Source organism: Dyadobacter sp. 676, assembly GCF_040448675.1.
Taxonomy (GTDB): domain Bacteria; phylum Bacteroidota; class Bacteroidia; order Cytophagales; family Spirosomataceae; genus Dyadobacter.
In genome coordinates, this window is record NZ_CP159289.1 from 6,033,961 (window position 1) to 6,053,594 (window position 19,634).

The 19,634-nt window shown below is 55.0% G+C and carries 10 protein-coding genes; 9 read left to right on the forward strand and 1 reads right to left on the reverse strand.

Translation table 11 applies throughout. The features are described from left to right. Positions 1 to 88: 88 nt before the first annotated feature. Positions 89 to 787 (reverse strand): GntR family transcriptional regulator, encoded by a 699-nt coding sequence (locus ABV298_RS26540; RefSeq protein ID WP_353719157.1) that lies wholly within the window; start codon positions 785 to 787, stop codon positions 89 to 91. A 307-nt stretch (positions 788 to 1,094) separates the two neighbouring features. Between ABV298_RS26540 and ABV298_RS26545 the strand changes: the two genes are divergently transcribed. The 9 genes from ABV298_RS26545 to ABV298_RS26585 all read left to right on the forward strand — a co-directional run bounded on the left by ABV298_RS26545 (position 1,095) and on the right by ABV298_RS26585 (position 19,553). Next, positions 1,095 to 1,940, forward strand: coding sequence for a heme-binding protein (locus tag ABV298_RS26545; RefSeq protein ID WP_353719158.1), 846 nt, complete (start codon positions 1,095 to 1,097; stop codon positions 1,938 to 1,940). 36 nt (positions 1,941 to 1,976) lie between these two features. After that, entirely contained in the window at positions 1,977 to 3,161 is a 1,185-nt protein-coding gene (locus ABV298_RS26550; RefSeq protein ID WP_353719159.1) for an FAD-dependent oxidoreductase, read from the forward strand. Positions 3,162 to 3,171: 10 nt separating this feature from the next. Continuing rightward, positions 3,172 to 4,935 (forward strand): FAD-dependent oxidoreductase, encoded by a 1,764-nt coding sequence (locus ABV298_RS26555; protein WP_353719160.1) that lies wholly within the window; start codon positions 3,172 to 3,174, stop codon positions 4,933 to 4,935. Positions 4,936 to 5,055: 120 nt separating this feature from the next. Beyond that, entirely contained in the window at positions 5,056 to 6,888 is a 1,833-nt protein-coding gene (gene treZ / locus ABV298_RS26560) for a malto-oligosyltrehalose trehalohydrolase (protein ID WP_353719161.1), read from the forward strand. 216 nt (positions 6,889 to 7,104) lie between these two features. Continuing rightward, on the forward strand, positions 7,105 to 11,310 hold the full coding sequence (locus tag ABV298_RS26565) for a two-component regulator propeller domain-containing protein (RefSeq protein ID WP_353719162.1): 4,206 nt from the start codon (positions 7,105 to 7,107) through the stop codon (positions 11,308 to 11,310). Between the two features lie 258 nt (positions 11,311 to 11,568). Next, positions 11,569 to 14,748, forward strand: a complete 3,180-nt coding sequence (locus tag ABV298_RS26570) for a TonB-dependent receptor (RefSeq protein WP_353719163.1) — start codon at positions 11,569 to 11,571, stop codon at positions 14,746 to 14,748. Between the two features lie 17 nt (positions 14,749 to 14,765). Next, entirely contained in the window at positions 14,766 to 16,445 is a 1,680-nt protein-coding gene (locus ABV298_RS26575) for a RagB/SusD family nutrient uptake outer membrane protein (protein ID WP_353719164.1), read from the forward strand. 75 nt (positions 16,446 to 16,520) lie between these two features. Then, on the forward strand, positions 16,521 to 18,074 hold the full coding sequence (locus ABV298_RS26580) for a glycoside hydrolase (protein ID WP_353719165.1): 1,554 nt from the start codon (positions 16,521 to 16,523) through the stop codon (positions 18,072 to 18,074). Between the two features lie 168 nt (positions 18,075 to 18,242). Next, entirely contained in the window at positions 18,243 to 19,553 is a 1,311-nt protein-coding gene (locus tag ABV298_RS26585; RefSeq protein ID WP_353719166.1) for a hypothetical protein, read from the forward strand. Positions 19,554 to 19,634 lie beyond the last annotated feature (81 nt).

Below are 19,634 nucleotides of genomic sequence, written 5' to 3' on the forward strand. Positions count from 1 at the left end.
GGATTTATACTAAACATCCAAACATTTATTTAAAGAACAACAAAAAAGGAAGGGCAACAGGCGGAGCGCCGGAGCATGGAGGATAATTTCAGGCTTTCAGCCGGTCGAAATGGGGTTTCAGATGGGCTTTCATGCCGTGCCTGAAATCCTCCGCGTCGCCGGTTTTCAATATCTCCACCAGGTCGTGATGAGTGACCTGCCCCGCTTCCGTTTCCCCGTCCTTTCCGATCTCGTAGTCGAGCACGTATTCAAAAACGGGCAGCAGCATTTTCTGGAAGCGCATGTAGGTATCGTTGCCGGTCATTTGGTAAAGCTTGCCATGAAAAGCGACCTCGTGCTCTACCCGGAAAGCTTTTTGTTGCTTGTTCATTTCCTGCTCCACGATGGCCTCCAGGTCGGTAATATCGCCGGAGGTCTTGCGCAGGTAAATGAGGTCGGCCAGGCCCATTTCAAGGACAAGGCGGAGTTCGAAAATATCCCTTAATGTGTTTTTGCCCAGGATCAGCGGGTCGAGCACCCTTTCGAGCGAGCCCAGAATATCGGGCTGTGCGAGTACCATTCCGCGTTTTTTACGGGTGTCGATCATGCCGAGCATACGCAGCCGGCTGAGCGCCTCGCGGACGACATTGCGGCTAACTCCCAGCGCATCGGCCAGTTCCTGTTCTTTGGGCAACGCGTCGCCCGGCACGAATGATTTTCGTTTCAGATACTCGCGCAGCCTGGATTCCACCATATCGGCCATCGTGGAAGCCTCCACAGGCCGGATGTCCTTTTTCAAATCGTTCATAATGCCGTTGGCCGCCCATTGCGGCCTGATGCAAAGCTAATAATTCCTTTTGTAGAACATAATGCGCAGAAAATTTGCAGGACGGCTGGATAACCCTTTTGTTCGAACCACCGGATTTTTACCGTTAAATAAGTTTACAAGTAATATTAGTTCTTATAGAATTTATCTAATATAATTTGAGAAAAATTGTAAAATTAATTCTATTAATAATGGACTGTTGAACCCGGTGGAGGTGGTTGGGGTGAAGGCGGGGCACAACCATGTCGTTCGGAGCCGCATTCATTTTCCATTTAAACCATCATACACCATGTTAAAAGTCGCAGGCAATGCCCTTCAAACGACGCGTTTGGGCGGCGCCCCCACGGAAACAACCTCCATGTTCGGCCCGCTTACCGACCTGATCGGTACCTGGGTAGGGAACAAGGGATGGAACCTCGTCGCCGTACCCAACCAGAACGGCGGCTTCATCCTCCTCGTGCAGCCTTACACCGAAACGCTCACCATCACGCCGTTGAGCACCCCCACGCCCAACCGCGGGACTCACATCGTGCAGCAGGTACCGACCCTGCTGTACAGCCTGGCCATCCACAGCAATATCGACGGAAGTTTGCTGCATGCCGAAAACGGGACCTGGCTTTTGTTGCAGGATTGTCCGGATGCGTTCAGCATTGCGCGCCAGGCCTCCGTACCCCACGGCGATTCCCTGCTGGCGCTGGGCGGCTCGTCGGTAACGGGCGGGGCGCCGGATATCCCCGAGATCAGCACATTGCCCATTACCGGGCCGGGTTCCAAGCCGCTCGGCTACACCGACCCCTACCTGACTCCGCAGCCGGGTTTCAACAAGGTCAACCCGAACGCGACCTTGCAGGAAGCGATCGCCGGTCAGACGATCACCTCTACGACCGCCATCACGGTAAACACGGCCAACAAAGGCGGCATTACCAACATTCCCTTCATCGTCCGGAACGCCAACACAACGAGTTTCGAAGCCACATTCTGGATCGAAACCGTGCAAAACCCGAATACAGGCGGTTCATTCCTGCAACTTCAATATTCGCAGACTTCCATCATCGAGTTCATACAGCAATTCCACGATCCGTCGAGACTGATCCAGTGGCCGCATGTGAACATCAACACGATGGTCAAACAATGACGCTATCCCGGCGCCTTCACAATAAAAACGATATTTATGACAGACCATTTCGATGTGATCGTGGTCGGCGGAGGGGCGATTGGCCTCTCTACCGGCTACCATGCAGGCAAGCGAAAAGCCAAAACGCTGGTTTTGGAGCAGTTCAATTTCAAAAACCAGCTCGGAAGCTCGGCGGGCGTCTCGCGGCAGTACCGCATTCCGTACCCCGAGGACTATATGGTGCAGATGGCACTGGACGCCCAGCCGTACTGGGACGAGCTGCAATCGCTGACGCCCAAAACTTTGCTCGACAAGGTGGGAACACTCTGGTTCGGGGACCCGTCCGTGCATTCGACGGAGGGCAATATCGCCGAAGCGGAGCAGGCGCTCAAAGCCCTGAATGTACCTTATACGAACCTGACGGCCAGGGAAATCGAGGCACAATACCATTTCCGTAACCTGCCCGACACGTATACCGGGCTATTCCAGGCCGACGGGGCGAGCATCGATTTCCGTGCCACCATTGAAACATTGTACCAGGCCTGCGAGCAAAGCGCTTACACCACTTTGCGGGAAGAGTCGCCCGTGACGGCGATCGGGCGGGACGGCGGGTTGTTTACCGTTACCACGCCAAAAGGTGTTTTTTCGGGTGAAAAGCTGGTGCTGGTGCCCGGCCCTTATGTCGACAGCGTGATCAACCTGCTCGGCTTTACGATCGAGGCTACCTATTGGAATATGTCGTCGGCCTATTTCAAAAAGACCGACCCATCGATCCGGTACCCGACGTGGTTCGTGTTCCAGAATGCGATCGGATCGAACGGCAACCAGTTCTACGGCTTTCCCGGCGTGGTTTGGGACCATCCCGAATACATCCGCGTGGCGCCCGATTTCGTGATCGAGCCGCTTACCGAGCCGGGGCAACGCACACTGGTGCCCAACCCGCAGGAACTCGCGTACACGTCCGAATGGGTGCGCTCGCACATGACTGGCCTGGACCCGGCGCCCTGTTTTACTTCCACCTGCCTGATCGCACTCAGCAAGATCCCCAATAAGGAACTTCTGATCGATTTTGCGCCGCCTTATGTGCCCGATCATGAGCATATCGTGGTTTACGCCACAGGCTGGGCGGCGAAATTCACACCGTTTCTCGGCAAAATACTGACCGAGCTCGCACTGGACGGTCATTCGACGTTCGACATTTCACCGTTCAGGCTGGGATACAATTATTTCAAGGCAATCTAAATCCATCGACATGAACAAAAACACGCCACTTAACAATGGAATGCAGCCCGGCCTTCAAATGGAGGTCGCGATTATCGGCGCGGGTACCTCGGGCCTTTACAGTGCTTATCGCCTTACCGACACGGGCAAATTCACCGGCGGGCAGGTACAGGTATTCGATATGAGCGAGCGCATCGGTGGCCGGCTGGAATCGGTGGTCCTGCCGGGAATGGATTTCTGGGGCGAGCTCGGTGGAATGCGTTACCTGACTTCCCAGGAAATCGTGACGACGCTCATCGAAGGCTATCCATTGAGCGAAAAGGACCTTTCCAAACGCACCCCGGTGCTCAAAGACCGCATGACGCCTGTGCCATTCCCGATGGGTAACCCGGCCGATCTGCTTTTCTATCTGCGCAAGGAGCATTTCAGGCAGAACGCCTGGAACGTGGCGCAGCAGGAAGGCCGGAAGCTCGTCACCCGCTATTACCTCAACGACGACGACATCGGTTTCAGCTCGGACCAGCTTTTCAACAAAATCATTTACGACGTGCTCATGGCCGATCCGTGGTTTGCGGGCAAATATGCCGGCAAGGTGTCGAAAGGCCCGACGGAATACGACTTTGCTTTCATGCTTACCAGCCGCGACTGGGACGATGTGAAGCCCAATCTGACCTATCATTTTCCCGGTTCGCCTTACGATGGCAGAAAGGTGAACGACCTGGGATTCTGGAACCTGATCAAAGACCAGGTGTCGGAAGAGGGATACCAGTTTGTGGCGAATGCCGGGGGCTACTATTCTAATACGATCAACTGGAATGCGGCGGAGGCGTTTCCCTATATGGTGGGGGATTTTTCCGCAGATGTGACCTATAAAACCATCGGGGAAGGCTATGACAGCATCGCATATGCGCTGGCTAACCAGTACATGGGCGTGGAAGGTGCCTGTATCTGGTCGGAAAACAAGCTCCTGACGTTTTCGAAAGGGCACGGGTTTCGCGATACGTACCGGTACGAGCTCACATTCCTGAACATTCCCGGCAATGTAATCTGGCACGCCTATGCCAACCACGTTATCCTCGGAATGCCGCGCAAATCGCTCGAATTGCTCGATCAGCAAAATTTCTTTTTCAATTCCAGCGAAAATACCCGGCTCGACGGCAATATACGCTCCGTGATCATGGAACCGGCATTCAAAATCCTGATGGGCTTCACCGAGCCGTGGTGGAAAAAGCTCGGTATCGATTCGGGGCATTCGATCACCGACTTGCCGATGCGCCAATGCTATTATTTCGGCACCGACCCGCGGAACAACAACTCGATGCTGCTTGGCAGCTATGGCGACATGGAAACCGAGACGTTCTGGAAGGCATTGTCGGATGATACGGTTTTGTTTAAAGTCAGAGCGACCGAATCGGCTTCACTCGCGGAGCTGAAGGCACTTGAACGCGAACAGGCCACGCAACTGATGGTGAACGAAATCATGTCGCAACTGAGGGAACTCCACGGCGACCGGGTGGTCATCCCCGAACCCTACGTGACCTACTTCCGCGACTGGACCGACGATCCGTTCGGGGCGGGTTACCATGCCTGGAAAGCGGGCGTGTCGGTGAAGGACGTCATGCCTTATATGCGCAAGCCCGACGCCGGCGAGAATATCCACGTTGTCGGTGAGGCGTATTCCGATCAGCAGGGATGGGTGGAAGGCGCGGTCTGCGAAGCCGAGAAAATGCTGGAAGAGCATTTCGGCCTGACGCGCCCGAAATGGCTGAGCGATACGTATTATATGGGTTGGTAAGCTCCGCATATTGTTGTTGGAAAAGGAGCCCCCGGCGGGCTTCTTTTTTGCAGGGACAAATCTGCGGCATAATTTTATTGGCGCAGGCTGGGAATCAACTCACCCAAGTTCCCATTTCACATGCGCATTACAGGTGCAAACTACTCCACAGGACATTGCAAATTCTCGGTTTGGGCCCCCGAAAAAGAAACGATGCGGCTCGCGCTGGCCGGTCGCGCGCCGGTGGCGATGCAAAAAAACGAAGAAGGGTATTTCGAAACGGAGCTCCGGGACGTCGGACCAGGCGCCCGATACCGGTTTATCCCCGATGACGGGAGCGGCTACCCCGACCCGGCATCCCATTTCCAACCCGACGGAGTCCACGGCGATTCCGAGGTTGTCGACCACAACGCTTTCAAGTGGACTGACAATGCCTGGCACGGCCTGCCGTTGAAAGATCTCATCTTCTACGAGATCCACACAGGTACCTTCACGCAGGAAGGTACATTTGAAGGTATTATTTCAAAACTCGATTACCTCGCCGGGCTCGGCGTGAATGCGATCGAACTCATGCCCGTGTGCCAGTTTCCCGGAGGGCGGAACTGGGGTTACGATATGGTGTTTCCCTACGCCGTGCAAAACAGCTACGGCGGTCCGGACGGCCTTAAAGCATTGGTGGATGCCGCACATGCGAAGGGACTGGCCGTTTTCCTTGACGTGGTGTTCAACCACGTAGGCCCGGAAGGTAACTATCTGCCGCAATTCGGGCCCTATTTCACAGACCAATACGCTACCCCGTGGGGCAATGCGATCAACCTGGACGGTACCTGGTCGGATGGCGTCCGCAACTATTTCTGCAACGCGATCCTGCATTGGTACGAGCATTACCATATCGATGGCCTGCGCGTGGATGCGGTGCATATGATGTTCGATAACGGCGCCGTACATTTCTGGGAACTTGTTTCGGAAAAGCTCGGTGAACTCCGGCAGCGCCTCGGCCGCAATTTTTACCTTATCGCCGAATGCGACCTGAATAGTCCCAGGGTCGTAAAATCGCCTGAAAACGGCGGCTGGGGTTTTCAGGCGCAATGGCTGGACGATTTTCACCACGCATTGTACGTTTTGCTCGACGAGCGCGGCCGCGACCGGTACGAAGACTTCGGCAGTATCCGGCAATGGGCCAAGGCTTACACCGATGGTTTTGTCCACAGCGGGGAATACGTCAGGTTCCGCAAGCGCAGGCACGGCGCATCGTCCGCCGGTATTCCAGGCGATAAATTCGTGGTATTCAATCAGAACCACGATCAGGTCGGCAACCGGGTAGGTGGCGAAAGGCTCAGTATGCTGGTGAGTTTTGAAAGACAGAAGATAGCTGCCGCCGCCATACTGCTGGCGCCGTACCTGCCTATGCTTTTCATGGGGGAGGAATATGGTGCAAAAACACCGTTTTTCTACTTCGTAAGCCACTCGGATGAGGAGCTGATCCGGAAAGTCGTGGAAGGGCGAAGGAAGGAGTTCGAGAATTACAATTGGGAAAAAGACCCGCCCAACCCGCAGGATGAGGACACTTTCCGTCAGTCGAAACTGGACTGGTCGGAGACCGGCGAAGCCGCGCAAGCCATTTTGCTCCGCTGGCACCAGTCGCTGATTATCCTGCGAAAAACCCACCCCGCGTTGCGCCAATTCGCAAAAAACGATGTCGCTGTCGATGTAATCGGAACGCGTTGCCTGGTACTGTACCGCAGGAGCGCCGATCAGACGCGGGAACTTGCATGTGTGTTCAACCTGGGCGATGAAGGTGTGGAAGTGCCCCTGCCTGAAAATGGAAAGGAGTGGGTAAAAGTGCTGGATTCCGGCGATGCGGAGTGGGGCGGTGAATTAAAACCCGGCGAAGGAAGCAACCGTTTGGAAGGAGCGCCGAAGGTGGTTGTCGGGAAACAGGGCGTGGTAATATTGGATTCGATCGCATCGTAAAAACGCAAGGCGCCCGGCCGGAATATCGGGAGACCGATACCGTTACTTCTGTCGATCAAAAGCGCGTTTGCAGCCTTGCTGTCGCTTTGCGGGCGGTAGCAGCCGTCGCGACGCAGAAGTTGAAGGTTTCGTTCAGACAGTAGGCGCGGTTTCTGCTATATTTGAAGTTCCGTTCGGCCTGATCCGGGCGGTCAGAAGAGAACTTCTTTCAAAAAAATGGCGGAAAAGTGGCTTATGCGGGTGAGGAAATGCGGGTTTGAGAGGCTTTGGCCGGCTTTTCTGCTCGTGGCAAGCTTAGTGGCCATGCGCGGCCACGCCGCGGGCGAGGCAACCGGCCGCGTGCTGCGCTATTCGATCCGCGACGGGTTGTCTTTCGGAGTGGTGAACAGCATTACGCAGGACAAGGATGGTCTGATGTGGTTCGCCACAGGCGATGGCGTGAGCCGGTTCGACGGCACCGCATTCAAAAATTTCAAATACGATCAGGGCGATCCGCATAGTTTGCCGGGAAACTATGTGAAATCCATTATTTGTGACGCAAACGGTACGATATGGGTATCTTCCCGGGACGGGATCGGCGAGTTTGTGCCCGCTGCACAGCGTTTCAACCGGTATAAACCTTCACAGAACAAAAGCGGGGCCGGGGACGACGTGAGCGACATCAGCCAGGGCTCGCGCGACCGCCTTTGGCTGGCGCTGAACGGTTCCGGCTTCGCATCGTTCGACACCCGGAACCACCGGTTTACCTTCTACAACCAGCAAACGTTACCGGGACTTTTCACCAATTCCGTTCTGAATGTTTTCGAAGATTCACAGGGAATGCTCTGGCTGGGCTCGCGCGACAGCGGGGTGGAGGTCTGGAAACCCGGTGCTGCCGGAAAACTGGTCAGAGCCGGCATCGGTCCGGACGGGGTGCCTTCCGCACGGATCAACGCCATTTACGAAGACCACCTGCGAAACGTATGGATTGCATCGTCGCGCGGTTTGATCCTTTACAAAAGAAAGGAAGGACGGTTTTACGATCTGCATATCGATACCTTTCATAACAGCGACATCTACCTCTCCGTGATCGAGGACCATCAGGAAAACCTGCTCATAGGCGTGCAGGACGGCGGTCTTTACCGGTTGAGGTTGTCTCAAATGGCCTCGCGTACGCCCGATGCGCTCGTTTTCGAGCAAGTCAGGGATAAGGACAGCAAAGGCATCACCCAGCGTTCGGTGCAATCGCTGTATATCGACATCGACCGGAACATATGGCTGGGAACCTACGGCGAGGGCGCCTACCTGATCAGCGCCATTCCCGAGAAGTTCCGGAAATTCGAACAGAAAACCATCGATGCGCGCGCCGAGAGCTATCTCAGATATTACGGCATGTGCGCCGACAGGGACGGAAACCTCTGGATCGGTACGGATGGCGAGGGGATTTACAAAACGACCGCTTCGGGCGAGATTTTAAAGCATTATGCCGCGGGACCACGGGCAGGGCAGCTTCCCGACGGGGCCGTCATCGCCGCTCACCGCGACCGGCAGGACCGTCTGTGGTTCGGGACTTATTCCAAAGGGCTCGTCCGGTACGATCCCGCGACGGACAGTTTCAAACGCTACGCGCACGAGCCGTCGGACCCTCGTTCGCTGGGCAGGAATGATGTGCGTGTTATTTACCAGGACAAACGGAAGAATATCTGGGTAGGTACGAACGGGGGAGGTATCGGCCTGCTCGACGAACGGACAGGTAAGTTTCGCAATTTTGTCCCTTCCAACAGTTCCATCAATGCCAACGACGTCCGTGCGATCGCCGAGGACAAGTATGGCAACCTTTGGATCGGGACCTACGGCGGAGGGCTGAATTACCTGAATACGCGCACCATGCAGTTCGTTTCATGGTTCAATGCGCCGGGAAAGGAACCTTACCTGTCCAACCGCATTATATTTTCGTTGTATATGGACCCGCTCGACCGGCTATGGATCGGTTCGGAAGGAAACGGCCTGCTGCTGTTCGATACGCGGGCGAAAAACGTGCGTTTCTTCGACGAGAAGCGCGGACTGGCGAGTAATGTGATCAACGCGATCCAGCCGGAAGGCACCGGCAAGGTTTGGGTGAGCACCAATAAGGGGCTTTCCCGGATCGATTCGCAAACCGGCCTGATCGAGAACTTCGATACCAGCCACGGTTTGCAGGGAGGGCAGTTCAATCCCGGCTCCGCCCTTTTCAACGCGAAAAGCGGCATGATGAGCTTCGGGGGAACCGAAGGCTGGAACCTTTTCGATCCGGGTCAGGTAAGCGCGTCGCGGTACCAGCCCAAGGTGATGATCAGCGGGATGCGGATATTCGGTAAGGACCGGGAGGGCAACCGGTCTGTTTCGCTTTATGAATACCTGGGCAAAGCCAGGCGGTTTTCCATTAAACCCGACCAGCCCGTGTTCACCATCGATTACACCGCATTGAACTACGCCTACCCCGAACTTACGCGCTATGCCTATATGCTCGAAGGGCTCGATAAGGACTGGAATTATGTCGGGAACGAGCGTTCGGCGAGTTACCGTTATCTGCCATCCGGGAATTATGAGTTTAAAGTAAAAGTAGCAAATCAGGACGGCGTCTGGTTCGACGATTACGCCTCGCTGCCGATCCGGGTAATGCCGCCGTGGTACCAGAGCTGGTGGGCGTACATGTTGTATCTCCTGACCGTCGGGCTGGTGCTCTATTACTATCAGCAATACAAACTCGGGCAGGAAAAGATGAAATACGAGGTCCAGCTGGCGCATTTGGAAACCCGCCAGCAAATGGAGCTGAACGAGAAGAAGCTTTCGTTTTTTACCAACGTGTCGCACGAATTCCGGACGCCTCTGACGTTGATCATCAACCCGATCCGGGAAATGATACAGGCCGGGAACGCCGACGGAAGCACCCATATCATTTACAGGAATGCGAAAAGGCTGCTCAGCCTGGTGGACCAGCTGCTGCTGTTCCGCAAGGCCGATCAGCAGACCGATCAGCTCAAACCCGCTGTGCACAATCTGCCTCAGCTTGTTACCGAAGTGTTTCAATGCTTTTTGCACCAGGCAGAGCAGAAACATATCCGTTATGAACTGGCCCTGCCCGATTCCGAGGTGGAAGTGGTCTGTGATTGGGAAAAGATCGAGATAGCCATATTCAACCTGATTTCCAATGCCTTGAAATTCACGCCCGAGCATGGCACGGTGCGTGTGAATGTGCTCGACCTGGATGCCAGGGCCGGGATTGTAGTGAGCGACACCGGTCGGGGTATTCCGGCCGATGCGGGTGAGGACATTTTCAAAGTGTTTCACCAGTATGCCGACCGCCGTTTCGCGGCGAAGGGCGGTTTTGGAATTGGATTATACCTGGCTAAAACGTTTGTCGAACAGCATTTCGGAGAACTGAAATACGAATCGGAGCTGGACCGGGGAACGACCTTCCATGTGATGCTCTGGAAAAACCATCCCGAACTCGCGTCCAACGCAAAGGACAGCGAAACGCGCGGCTCGGTATTGCTGGAAGAGCTATCCGAGGCCGTCATGCCGGGTAATGCGGCCGTCGTACCTGGCTGGCAGGCCGGACTGCTTGACATGAAGGCGCCTTCGTCGGAGAGCCATACGATGCTGGTCGTAGACGACGACCCGGAGATCAGGCAATATCTCGGGGCTATTTTCTCGGGAAAATACAAAATGTTCGAAGCCGGGAGCGGGGAGGATGGACTGGAACTCGTGCGCAGGCATCTGCCTGACATTGTGATCAGCGACGTGATGATGGGCGGCACGTCGGGCATCGAGCTCTGCCGGCAAATGAAGCTGGATATGGCTTTGAGTCACATACCGGTGATCCTGCTTACCGCGAGCACATCGCAGGACGTTCGCCTGAAAGGGATCGAGGGCGGGGCCGACGATTACATCGGCAAACCGTTCGACAAAGACATTCTTGTGGCGCGTGTGGCGTCCATTCTCCGCAACCGCAACGATTTGCAACGCTATTTTTACAACGAAATCACATTGCGGACGAGCGATTTCAAGATTTCCGCCGAATACAAGGAGTTTCTCGACAGTTGCATCCGCATTGTCGAAAACCACATTACCGACCCCGCATTCAATGTGAAAGTGCTGGCTTCCGAGATCGGAATGAGCCATTCCGCGCTTTATAACCGCATCAAATCCATTTCCGGGCAGTCGGCGACGAGTTTTGTACGTTTTATACGCTTGCGCAAGGCGGCGCAGCTGCTTATTACTACCGATATTACGATCAGCGAGACGGCATTCAGCGTCGGTATAAACGACATCCGTTATTTCCGCGAGCATTTCCAGAAACTGTTCGGGATGAAGCCTTCCGATTATGTGAAGAAATTCAGAAAGCCATTCCACGAGCGGATCACCATTGACAAGGATATTTTCAGGGGAAAGTCGGTGTAGTAGCGCCGAATATTGGAGTATCCCTGGCTTTTGATGCCTGATTCTAACAAAATCGGGCATTTTTTGTGAATTCACCCCCTCTTTAATGCGAAAATGTCCCCCCCTCGGTCGGGTTGAAATAGTCCTACTTTTGATTGATCGATTTATAAAACGTGGCGTCCGGCACCCGGGCTTATGACTATTTCAAGATGTCCGGACACCCGGCCCGCCGCTGTTATAAGCTGATCCGGCATCCAATTATCCAACTTTTACAGCTGTATGAAAAAAACTTTTTACAGAGGTGACGGGCCAGGCGACAGGCCAGTCCTCGGGGCGACCGTGCAAACCGCCGGCAGTCCCACTTCAGGTGCCCGTTCCGCCTTGCAGGCGACGTGCCTTCTGCTGCTCCTCGCACTGACCTCCTTTTCAGTATTTGCTCAAAATACATTTACCGTGAAAGGGACCGTGACCGCCGAAAACGGCGAAGGCCTGCCCGGTGCCAGCGTGATCCTTAAAGGTACTTCCACCGGAACGACCACCGATGTGGATGGCAGGTACTCGCTGAATGTGCCGGACGGCAACGGCACGCTCGTTTTTACCTACATCGGCTACCTGAACCAGGAAATTGCGATCGGTAACCGCTCCCAGCTCGACGTGAAACTGGCCCCCAACGACAAAACGCTCGACGAAATCGTGGTGGTAGGTTACGGTACGCAAAAGAAGGCTACCCTGACGGGCTCCGTTTCGGAGGTGAAAGGGGCCGATATCGTGAAAAGCCCGCAACCAAACCTTTCCAACTCGCTCGCGGGCCGTTTTTCCGGTTTCGTCGCCAATAACCGCGGCGGCGAGCCGGGGTACGATGGTTCGAGCTATACCGTGCGGGGGTTTGCAACGACAGGTAATAATGATGTGCTGATCGTCGTGGACGGTATTCCCGGACAGGTGGGTGGCCTCGACCGCCTCGACCCGAACGATATCGAGAGCATTTCGATCCTGAAAGACGCTTCGGCGGCGGTTTACGGCAGCCGCGCGGCGAACGGGGTAATCCTGGTAACGACCAAACGCGGCACTACCGGCAAACCGGTGATTTCTTACAGCTTCAACCAGGGCTTTTCGTCGCCCACGCGCCTGCCCAGGCTGGCGGATGCGGCTACTTACGCGACGATCATGAACGAAATCGACTATTATAACAACCCGGCGGGCGGGATGAACCAGCATTACAGTGCGGATGAGATCGAGAAGTTCCGCAACGGTTCCGATCCCCTTAATTATCCCAATACGGACTGGCAAAAGGAGACTCTCAAAAATTTCGCGTTGCAAAACCAGCACAGCCTCGCCATCAATGGCGGTACCGATAATGTGAAATATTATGCCTCGCTCGGGACGATTTACCAGGATGGATTGTACAAGAACGGCGCCACCAAATACAAGCAATACAACTTCCGCTCCAATATCGACGCGAATGTGACGAAGGATTTCAAGGTGAGCCTTGGCCTTTCGGGACGGCAGGAGAACCGCGCTTTCCCGATTTCTTCCGCGGGAAACACGTTTCGTTCGATCTACCGCGCATACCCGACGGTGATCGCCCGGTACCCCAACGGCTATTACTCCACCGGCGTGGAAAACCAGAACCCGGTTGTGCTCGGCACGGATATGGGCGGGACTGTCAGCAACCCCATGTCCGTATTCAACGGCATTCTGCGGGCGAGCTACAACCTGCCGTTTGCCGACGGGCTTTCCGTGGATGGTTTTTATTCGGTGGATAAGTCGTTCAACTTTTCGAAGACGTTCAGCATTCCCTACACGCTTTACAACTACGATAAGAACACCGGCGCCTACACAGGCGTAGTAACGGGCGGTTCGGCGGGGGCGGCTTCATTGAACCAGTCGCAGGAGAACATTACCAACATCACCCAAAACCTGCGTTTGAACTACCTCAAAACGTTCGGCAAACACAATATCAATGCGTTCGTCGCTTACGAGCAGAACAAGCGTAACGAAGCCAAATTCGGAGCCTCGCGGATCAATTTCCCGACGGCCTCCACACCCGAACTTTCACAGGGCGGCGCCGCGGCTACGGACAAGAACAACTCCGGCAGCAGCTACAACTTTACGCGTCGCAGCTACATTGGCCGTCTGGCATACAATTACAACGAGAAATACCTCGCCGAGGTCCAGGCGCGCGTCGACGGATCGTCGATTTTTCCCAAAGGCAAGCAGTACGGTTTCTTCCCGTCGGTTTCGGCAGGCTACCGCATTTCGGAAGAGGATTGGTTCAAAAACAGCGTGAGTTTCATCGACGATCTGAAATTCCGCGCTTCCTACGGAACATTGGGTAATGACAATGTGGGCCAGTTCCAGTTTTACAACAACTATTCCTTCGTGAACCAGTACGTACTGGGCAACAACGTGATCTCGCCGGGAATCGACCTGACCAAGCTCGCGAACCCGAACATTACCTGGGAAACTTCGAAAAAACTGGATATCGGCTTGAATGCGGTGTTCCTGAAAAACTTCAATATCGAGGTGATTTATTTCAAACAGAAGAGGTCCGATATCCTGGCTGCGAGAAATGCTTCCATTCCGAACACTTCCGGCATCGTGAACCCATTTAAAACCAACGACAACACGCCGCTGGTACCTGACGAAAACCTGGGTAAAGTAAATAACAGCGGGGTAGAGGCGACATTGGGCTATAACCACCCCGGCAGGTTCCGCTACAACATTTCGGGAAATATTACCTACGCGAAAAGCAAAGTTATTTTTATCGACGAGGCACCGGGAGCGCTTGAATACCAGCGTCAGACCGGCGGGCCGCTTTATACCAACCTGCTTTACAATACCCTCGGGATCTTCCGTACGCAGGCCGATCTGGACGCCTACCCGCACGTACAAGGCGCGCAGCCGGGTGATCTGATCCTCGAAGATTACAACAAGGACGGCAAAATCACCGCCGACGATCAGGTGCGCAGCAAATATGGCAATGTGCCGTTGCTGACCTACGGCCTGACGTTCAATGCGGGTTACGACGCATTCGACCTTGCCGTGGTATTTGCCGGGCAAGGTATGGTGAGCCAGTACGTGCTGCCGGAATCGGGGCAGGTAGGGAACTTTTACAGCAGCTGGGCCGATAACCGCTGGAGTCCTTCAAACCCGGAGGGCACATTCCCGCGTGTCGACACCCGCGCTTCCTCGTCGATCAACGGCGGCTTGTACGCCAATAACTTCTGGCTGAACAACTCGTCGTTCCTCCGGTTGAAAAACGTGGAGCTGGGTTATACGCTGCCAAAAGACGCATTGGCGAAGCTTAAAATTTCGTCGCTGCGCATTTATGCGAGCGCGTTCAACCTGTTCACCATTACCGGCGTGAAGGACTATGACCCGGAAGGTAACAGTACGAGCGGCCAGTTTTATCCGCAGCAGCGTATTCTGAACCTCGGCCTCAATCTCAAATTTTAATTGAAATCATGATCGACATGAATATAAAAAGCTTAAAACTACCCGTTCTGGCAACGGCGATGCTGTTCTCGCTGTTTGCCTGTGACCAGAATTTCCTGGACGTGGTGCCGACGGACCGTGTTTCCGATGCGTCCATTCTCTCCGACTCGGTACTTTTTGAAGCCTATGTAACGAACCGCTACATGGGCGTGCGACTGGCCGACAAGGAAGCGGAGGGTACCCTGCCCGGCTTCGGCCGCGGCTTCGAATACGCGATGTGGTCGTCGGTGACCGATGAATCGATTTATAATAACGACGATAATACCTGGCTCATCCAGCGCGGGCAGATCGCACCGGAGAACACCGGCATCGCGGGTACATTCTGGGGCCGGAGCTACCGCAGCATCCGCGAAATCAATTACGCGCTGGCCAATATCGATCAGGTGCCGATGAGCGCCGGCCGCAGAAGCCGTCTGAAGGGCGAATTGCAGTTCATCCGCGCATTCCGCTACCACGATCTGATCCGCAATTATGGCAGGGTGGTATTGCTGGGCGATAAAGTATACCAAATCAACGACGATCTGACCAACCCGGAACTCTTCCGGCGGACGGATATCAAAGCCGGACTTGACTATACCATAGCACAGCTCGACGAAGCGGCGGCGTTGCTGCCGGCCTCGAACGACAACAACACGTGGAAACTCGGCCGGGCAACGAAAGGTGCGGCACTGGCGTTGAAATCGCGGCTCGCTCTTTACGCGGCAAGCCCGCTTTACAACGCAGGGACGTGGCAGCAAGCGGCCGCGGCGGCCAAAGCCGTGATGGACCTGAACAAATACAGTCTCTATACCGGCGGTTACGGCAACCTTTTCACGACTACCGATAATCCGGAAGTGATTTTCAGTCGCCTGTACGCGGTAGGCGCACGCCACGTATGCCTTGAAATAGCGAACGGGCCCAATGGCTATAATGCATGGGGCGGTAACGTGCCGGTGCAGAACCTGGTGGACGATTACGAAATGATGGACGGCACCCGCATTACCGACACCAATACCAGTTACGATCCGAAAAACCCGTACAAAAACCGTGACCCGCGTTTTTATGCCACTATCCTCTACAATGGCGCCTCTTACCGTGGAAGCACTGTGGAAACGTTCACACCGGGTGGCAAGGACAGTAAAGACGGCCCTTCGAACTGGAATACGTCGAAGACAGGCTATTACCTGAAAAAATTCATGAACGACAATCTGCCGATCGACAACCCGTGGGACGTGGCCGGTACGCAAACCTGGATTTATTTCCGCTACGCCGAAATCCTGCTGAATTACGCGGAGGCGCAAAATGAAGCGGCCGGGCCCGATGCGGGCGTTTATGCCGCGGTGAACGCGGTTCGCCAGCGCACAGGCGTGAACATGCCCGCATTGCCCGCAGGGCTCACACAAGCGCAGATGCGAGAACGTATCCGCAACGAGCGCCGTATCGAGCTGGCTTTCGAGGAGCATCGTTTTTATGATGTACGCCGCTGGAAAATCGCGAATACGACTGAAAATGTGCCCGCTTACGGCGTGGAAGTAGGGAAGAGCGGCAACACGTTCACCTACACCCGGAAAGAGGCGCTGACGGGCCGCAGCTTCGCCGACAAGCAATACTGGCTGCCGATCCCGCGTACCGAGATCCAGGCCTCGAACAACCAGCTCGAACAAAACCCGGGCTATTGACCAAATTCCTTTTTCGCTCCCGGTGCCACCATCACCGGGAGTTGTTTTTTATCTATTCTCCGACCTACCTGTTCCATGCAAATTTCTCAAAACCCGGGGACGCTGTTTCTTGGACTCCTCATGGCTGCATCCATAGGCTGCCATGGCAGCGAACCTGCTGCCGGCCAGGCGGCCGAAGTGGTAACTATCCGTATCGATCCATCCAGAACTTACCAGACGATCCGCCATTTCGGCGGCTCCGATGCCTGGGCCTGCCAGTTTGCAGGCAACTGGCCGCTGGCCAAAAAGAACGCCATCGCCGACCTGCTTTTCAGCCGGGATACCCTTGCCGACGGTCGCCCGGAGGGCATCGGCCTCTCCCTCTGGCGGTTCAATGCCGGTGGCGGCACCGCCGAACAGGGCGATGCCAGCGGTATTCGCGACGAATGGCGGCGTGCCGAATCCTTTTTCGCGCAGGATGGCGGCTACGACTGGAATAAGCAGGCGGGCCAGATGTGGTTTCTGAATGCGGCCAAAGAACGGGGCGTCGACGAGTTCCTGATTTTTCCGAATACCCCTCCGGTGCAGTTCACGACCAACGGAAAAGGCTTCACTACCAACGGCCAACCTAACCTTGCCTCGCGGCAGATCGATAAGTTTACCGGCTACCTGGCCGATGTGATCGACGGGGTGCGTAAGAAGACCGGCATTACGTTTCGGTACGTAAGCCCGGTAAACGAGCCGCAATGGGACTGGAGCGATGGCGGACAGGAGGGGACGCCTTATTTCAATAACCAGATCGCCGCAATTACCCGCTCGCTCAGCGCTTCGCTTTTAAAAAAGAACCTTCCGACCCTGATCAATATAGCGGAAGCCGGGCAAATCGAATATCTCTACTCGGAGCACAACCGCCCGGGACGCGCCAGTCAGATTACCGCGTTCTTCGATAAAAACAGCCCCGATTACGTCGGCAACCTGCCCAATGTGCTTCCGGCGATTTCCGGGCACAGCTATTTCACGACTTCTCCCTATAAAACCGCCGTCGAGAAACGCAGGCAGCTTGCCGGCACGCTGGCGGCCGTGCCGGGGCTTGAATACTGGCAGTCGGAATACTGCATTCTGGGTGATAATGAGGGTGAAATAAAGGGGGAAGGCCGGGATTTGGGTATCAATTCGGGGCTGTACGTCGCCAGGGTGATTCATAACGATCTCGTGAATGCGAATGCGTCGGCCTGGCATTGGTGGCTGTCGGTTTCGCCCTATGAGTACAAAGACGGACTGGTTTACATCGATAAAAATAAAACCGATGGTAATTTTCGGTCTTCCAAAATGCTCTGGGCATTCGGTAATTTCAGCCGCTTCGTGCGCCCCGGCGCCAGGCGCGTAGAGGCTTCGAGCAGCCTGGGTACCGATGCGCTGCTGGTTTCTTCCTATCGAAATACAAACAACGAACTGGTGACCGTGATCGTGAACAGCGATAACCAGGACCGGGAGGTGCAATTTTCGCTCGCATCGGGGCTGAAAACGGGTGCGGCAAGGGCTTATGAAACCTCCGCGCAGAGCGACCTTGCGCCCGTGAAGGCGGGCGCCGCAGGTGGCAGGTTTCCGGTAAAGGGACGAAGCATCGTTACCTTCGTTCACAAAATATAGCGTAACCGTATCGCTGTGGATGAACTTATGCCGGGAGTTTACCATATTGACGTCCGGAATGCCGACGGTACGTCCGCGGGCCGGAAAATCACGACCGCCAGATAACTGGCTCTCGTGGCGTTGCTGGCACGGATTTTCCAGTATAGCAACCGGTCCGTGAAACTTTTTATGTCTCTTAGAAATATCCTTGCCTTGCTTGCAACGCTGCTGATTATCGCAGCGGCGCGTTTATATTTTGTGGAAACCTTCGCCATTCCGCTGCCATACTGGGACCAGTGGGATGCCGAGGGCGACTTCCTGCTCCGGCCGTGGATCGAAGGCCGACTCGAACCGCACAACCTATGGCAGCCGCATAACGAGCACCGGATTTTTCCTACCCGGCTGCTGTCCCTCGTGGTTTTTAACTTCACCGGTATTTGGGACAATCTCGTCGAGGCACGGGTGAATATTCTGGTAGCGGCCTGCATCCCGCTCGTTATCCTGCTGTTTTTAATGCGGCAAAAGGCAATGTACGGTCCGCGCTGGCTGGTGCTGGTCGTCATAATAGCGCAGTTTTCGCTTCCGTTTGCCTATGAAAACCTGCTGGTCGGTTTCCAGAGCCAGTTTTACTTTTTGATCATTTTTACCGTTTTCGCCATCATTCTGGCGGTTGTCTATCCCGGCAGTCTCTTTGCCATGGCAGGTGTGCTGGTATTGTCGTGGTTGAGCGTGCTTACGATGGCTTCCGGCATTCTCACACCGCTTGCCGCCGCGGGGGTGTATGCGTTGCAGGGAATACAGCGGCGTCGGGTCGACCGCCGGCATATGGTCCTGGCCGTTTTGCTCGCGGGCCTTTCGGTGGTGGGGTATTCGATCATGCCGCAAATCGAGGCTAACCAGATTTACCGTTCACGCAGCATTCCGGAAATGTGGAGGGCAATGCAATATATCCTCGCGTGGCCTTTTTCGAAGAGCTGGGCCGCCGCCGCGGCATTGTGGATTCCCGCATTGGGAATGGTGCCCTGGCTCTTGCGTGTGCGCCGCCTTACACCCGCCGACATGTTCATGGCCGGCTGCGTGATGTGGTCACTTGTACAGGCGATCGCGATCGCGTACGGGCGGGGGCAGGAAATGAATGGCGTATCGTCCCGTTACACCGAATTATTCACGCCGGGTCTGATCGGCAATGCGTGGTTTGCGGCGCGGTTTATCCAGATAAACATCATGACCCGGCGCATCGCCTGGTTGGGAATGGTATTTTTCTTCTTATTGATGATGGGGCACGTTATCCGTCTGAGCAACGACATGCGCGCTGTTTACCGCAGTTATGAACTTTCGTTGAAACAGGAATCGAACGTGCGCAAATACCTCAAAACCGGCGACGCGTCCGTGCTCGTGCAACCCCGGTTTGAAATACCGTATCCCGATTCGGTCCGTTTGCGCGGCCTTCTCGATAATCCGACGCTGAGGAATATCCTGCCGCCTCACCTGAGCCGGTAGCGTTTTTCGTTGACTCCGTTAAATAATTGAAGCTATATAATATGTCCTGATTTTCACCTTTGGATAATCATAATTGCCGAA

What these genes read in the sequence shown, in the direction of transcription:
- ABV298_RS26585 (WP_353719166.1), top strand. Translation starts at nt 18,243, where the DNA reads ATGTCTCTTAGAAATATCCTTGCCTTGCTTGCAACGCTGCTGATTATC.
- treZ (WP_353719161.1), top strand. Translation starts at nt 5,056, where the DNA reads ATGCGCATTACAGGTGCAAACTACTCCACAGGACATTGCAAATTCTCG.
- ABV298_RS26580 (WP_353719165.1), top strand. Translation starts at nt 16,521, where the DNA reads ATGCAAATTTCTCAAAACCCGGGGACGCTGTTTCTTGGACTCCTCATG.
- ABV298_RS26565 (WP_353719162.1), top strand. Translation starts at nt 7,105, where the DNA reads ATGGCGGAAAAGTGGCTTATGCGGGTGAGGAAATGCGGGTTTGAGAGG.
- ABV298_RS26555 (WP_353719160.1), top strand. Translation starts at nt 3,172, where the DNA reads ATGAACAAAAACACGCCACTTAACAATGGAATGCAGCCCGGCCTTCAA.
- ABV298_RS26550 (WP_353719159.1), top strand. Translation starts at nt 1,977, where the DNA reads ATGACAGACCATTTCGATGTGATCGTGGTCGGCGGAGGGGCGATTGGC.
- ABV298_RS26570 (WP_353719163.1), top strand. Translation starts at nt 11,569, where the DNA reads ATGAAAAAAACTTTTTACAGAGGTGACGGGCCAGGCGACAGGCCAGTC.
- ABV298_RS26540 (WP_353719157.1), bottom strand. Translation starts at nt 787, where the DNA reads ATGAACGATTTGAAAAAGGACATCCGGCCTGTGGAGGCTTCCACGATG.
- ABV298_RS26575 (WP_353719164.1), top strand. Translation starts at nt 14,766, where the DNA reads ATGAATATAAAAAGCTTAAAACTACCCGTTCTGGCAACGGCGATGCTG.
- ABV298_RS26545 (WP_353719158.1), top strand. Translation starts at nt 1,095, where the DNA reads ATGTTAAAAGTCGCAGGCAATGCCCTTCAAACGACGCGTTTGGGCGGC.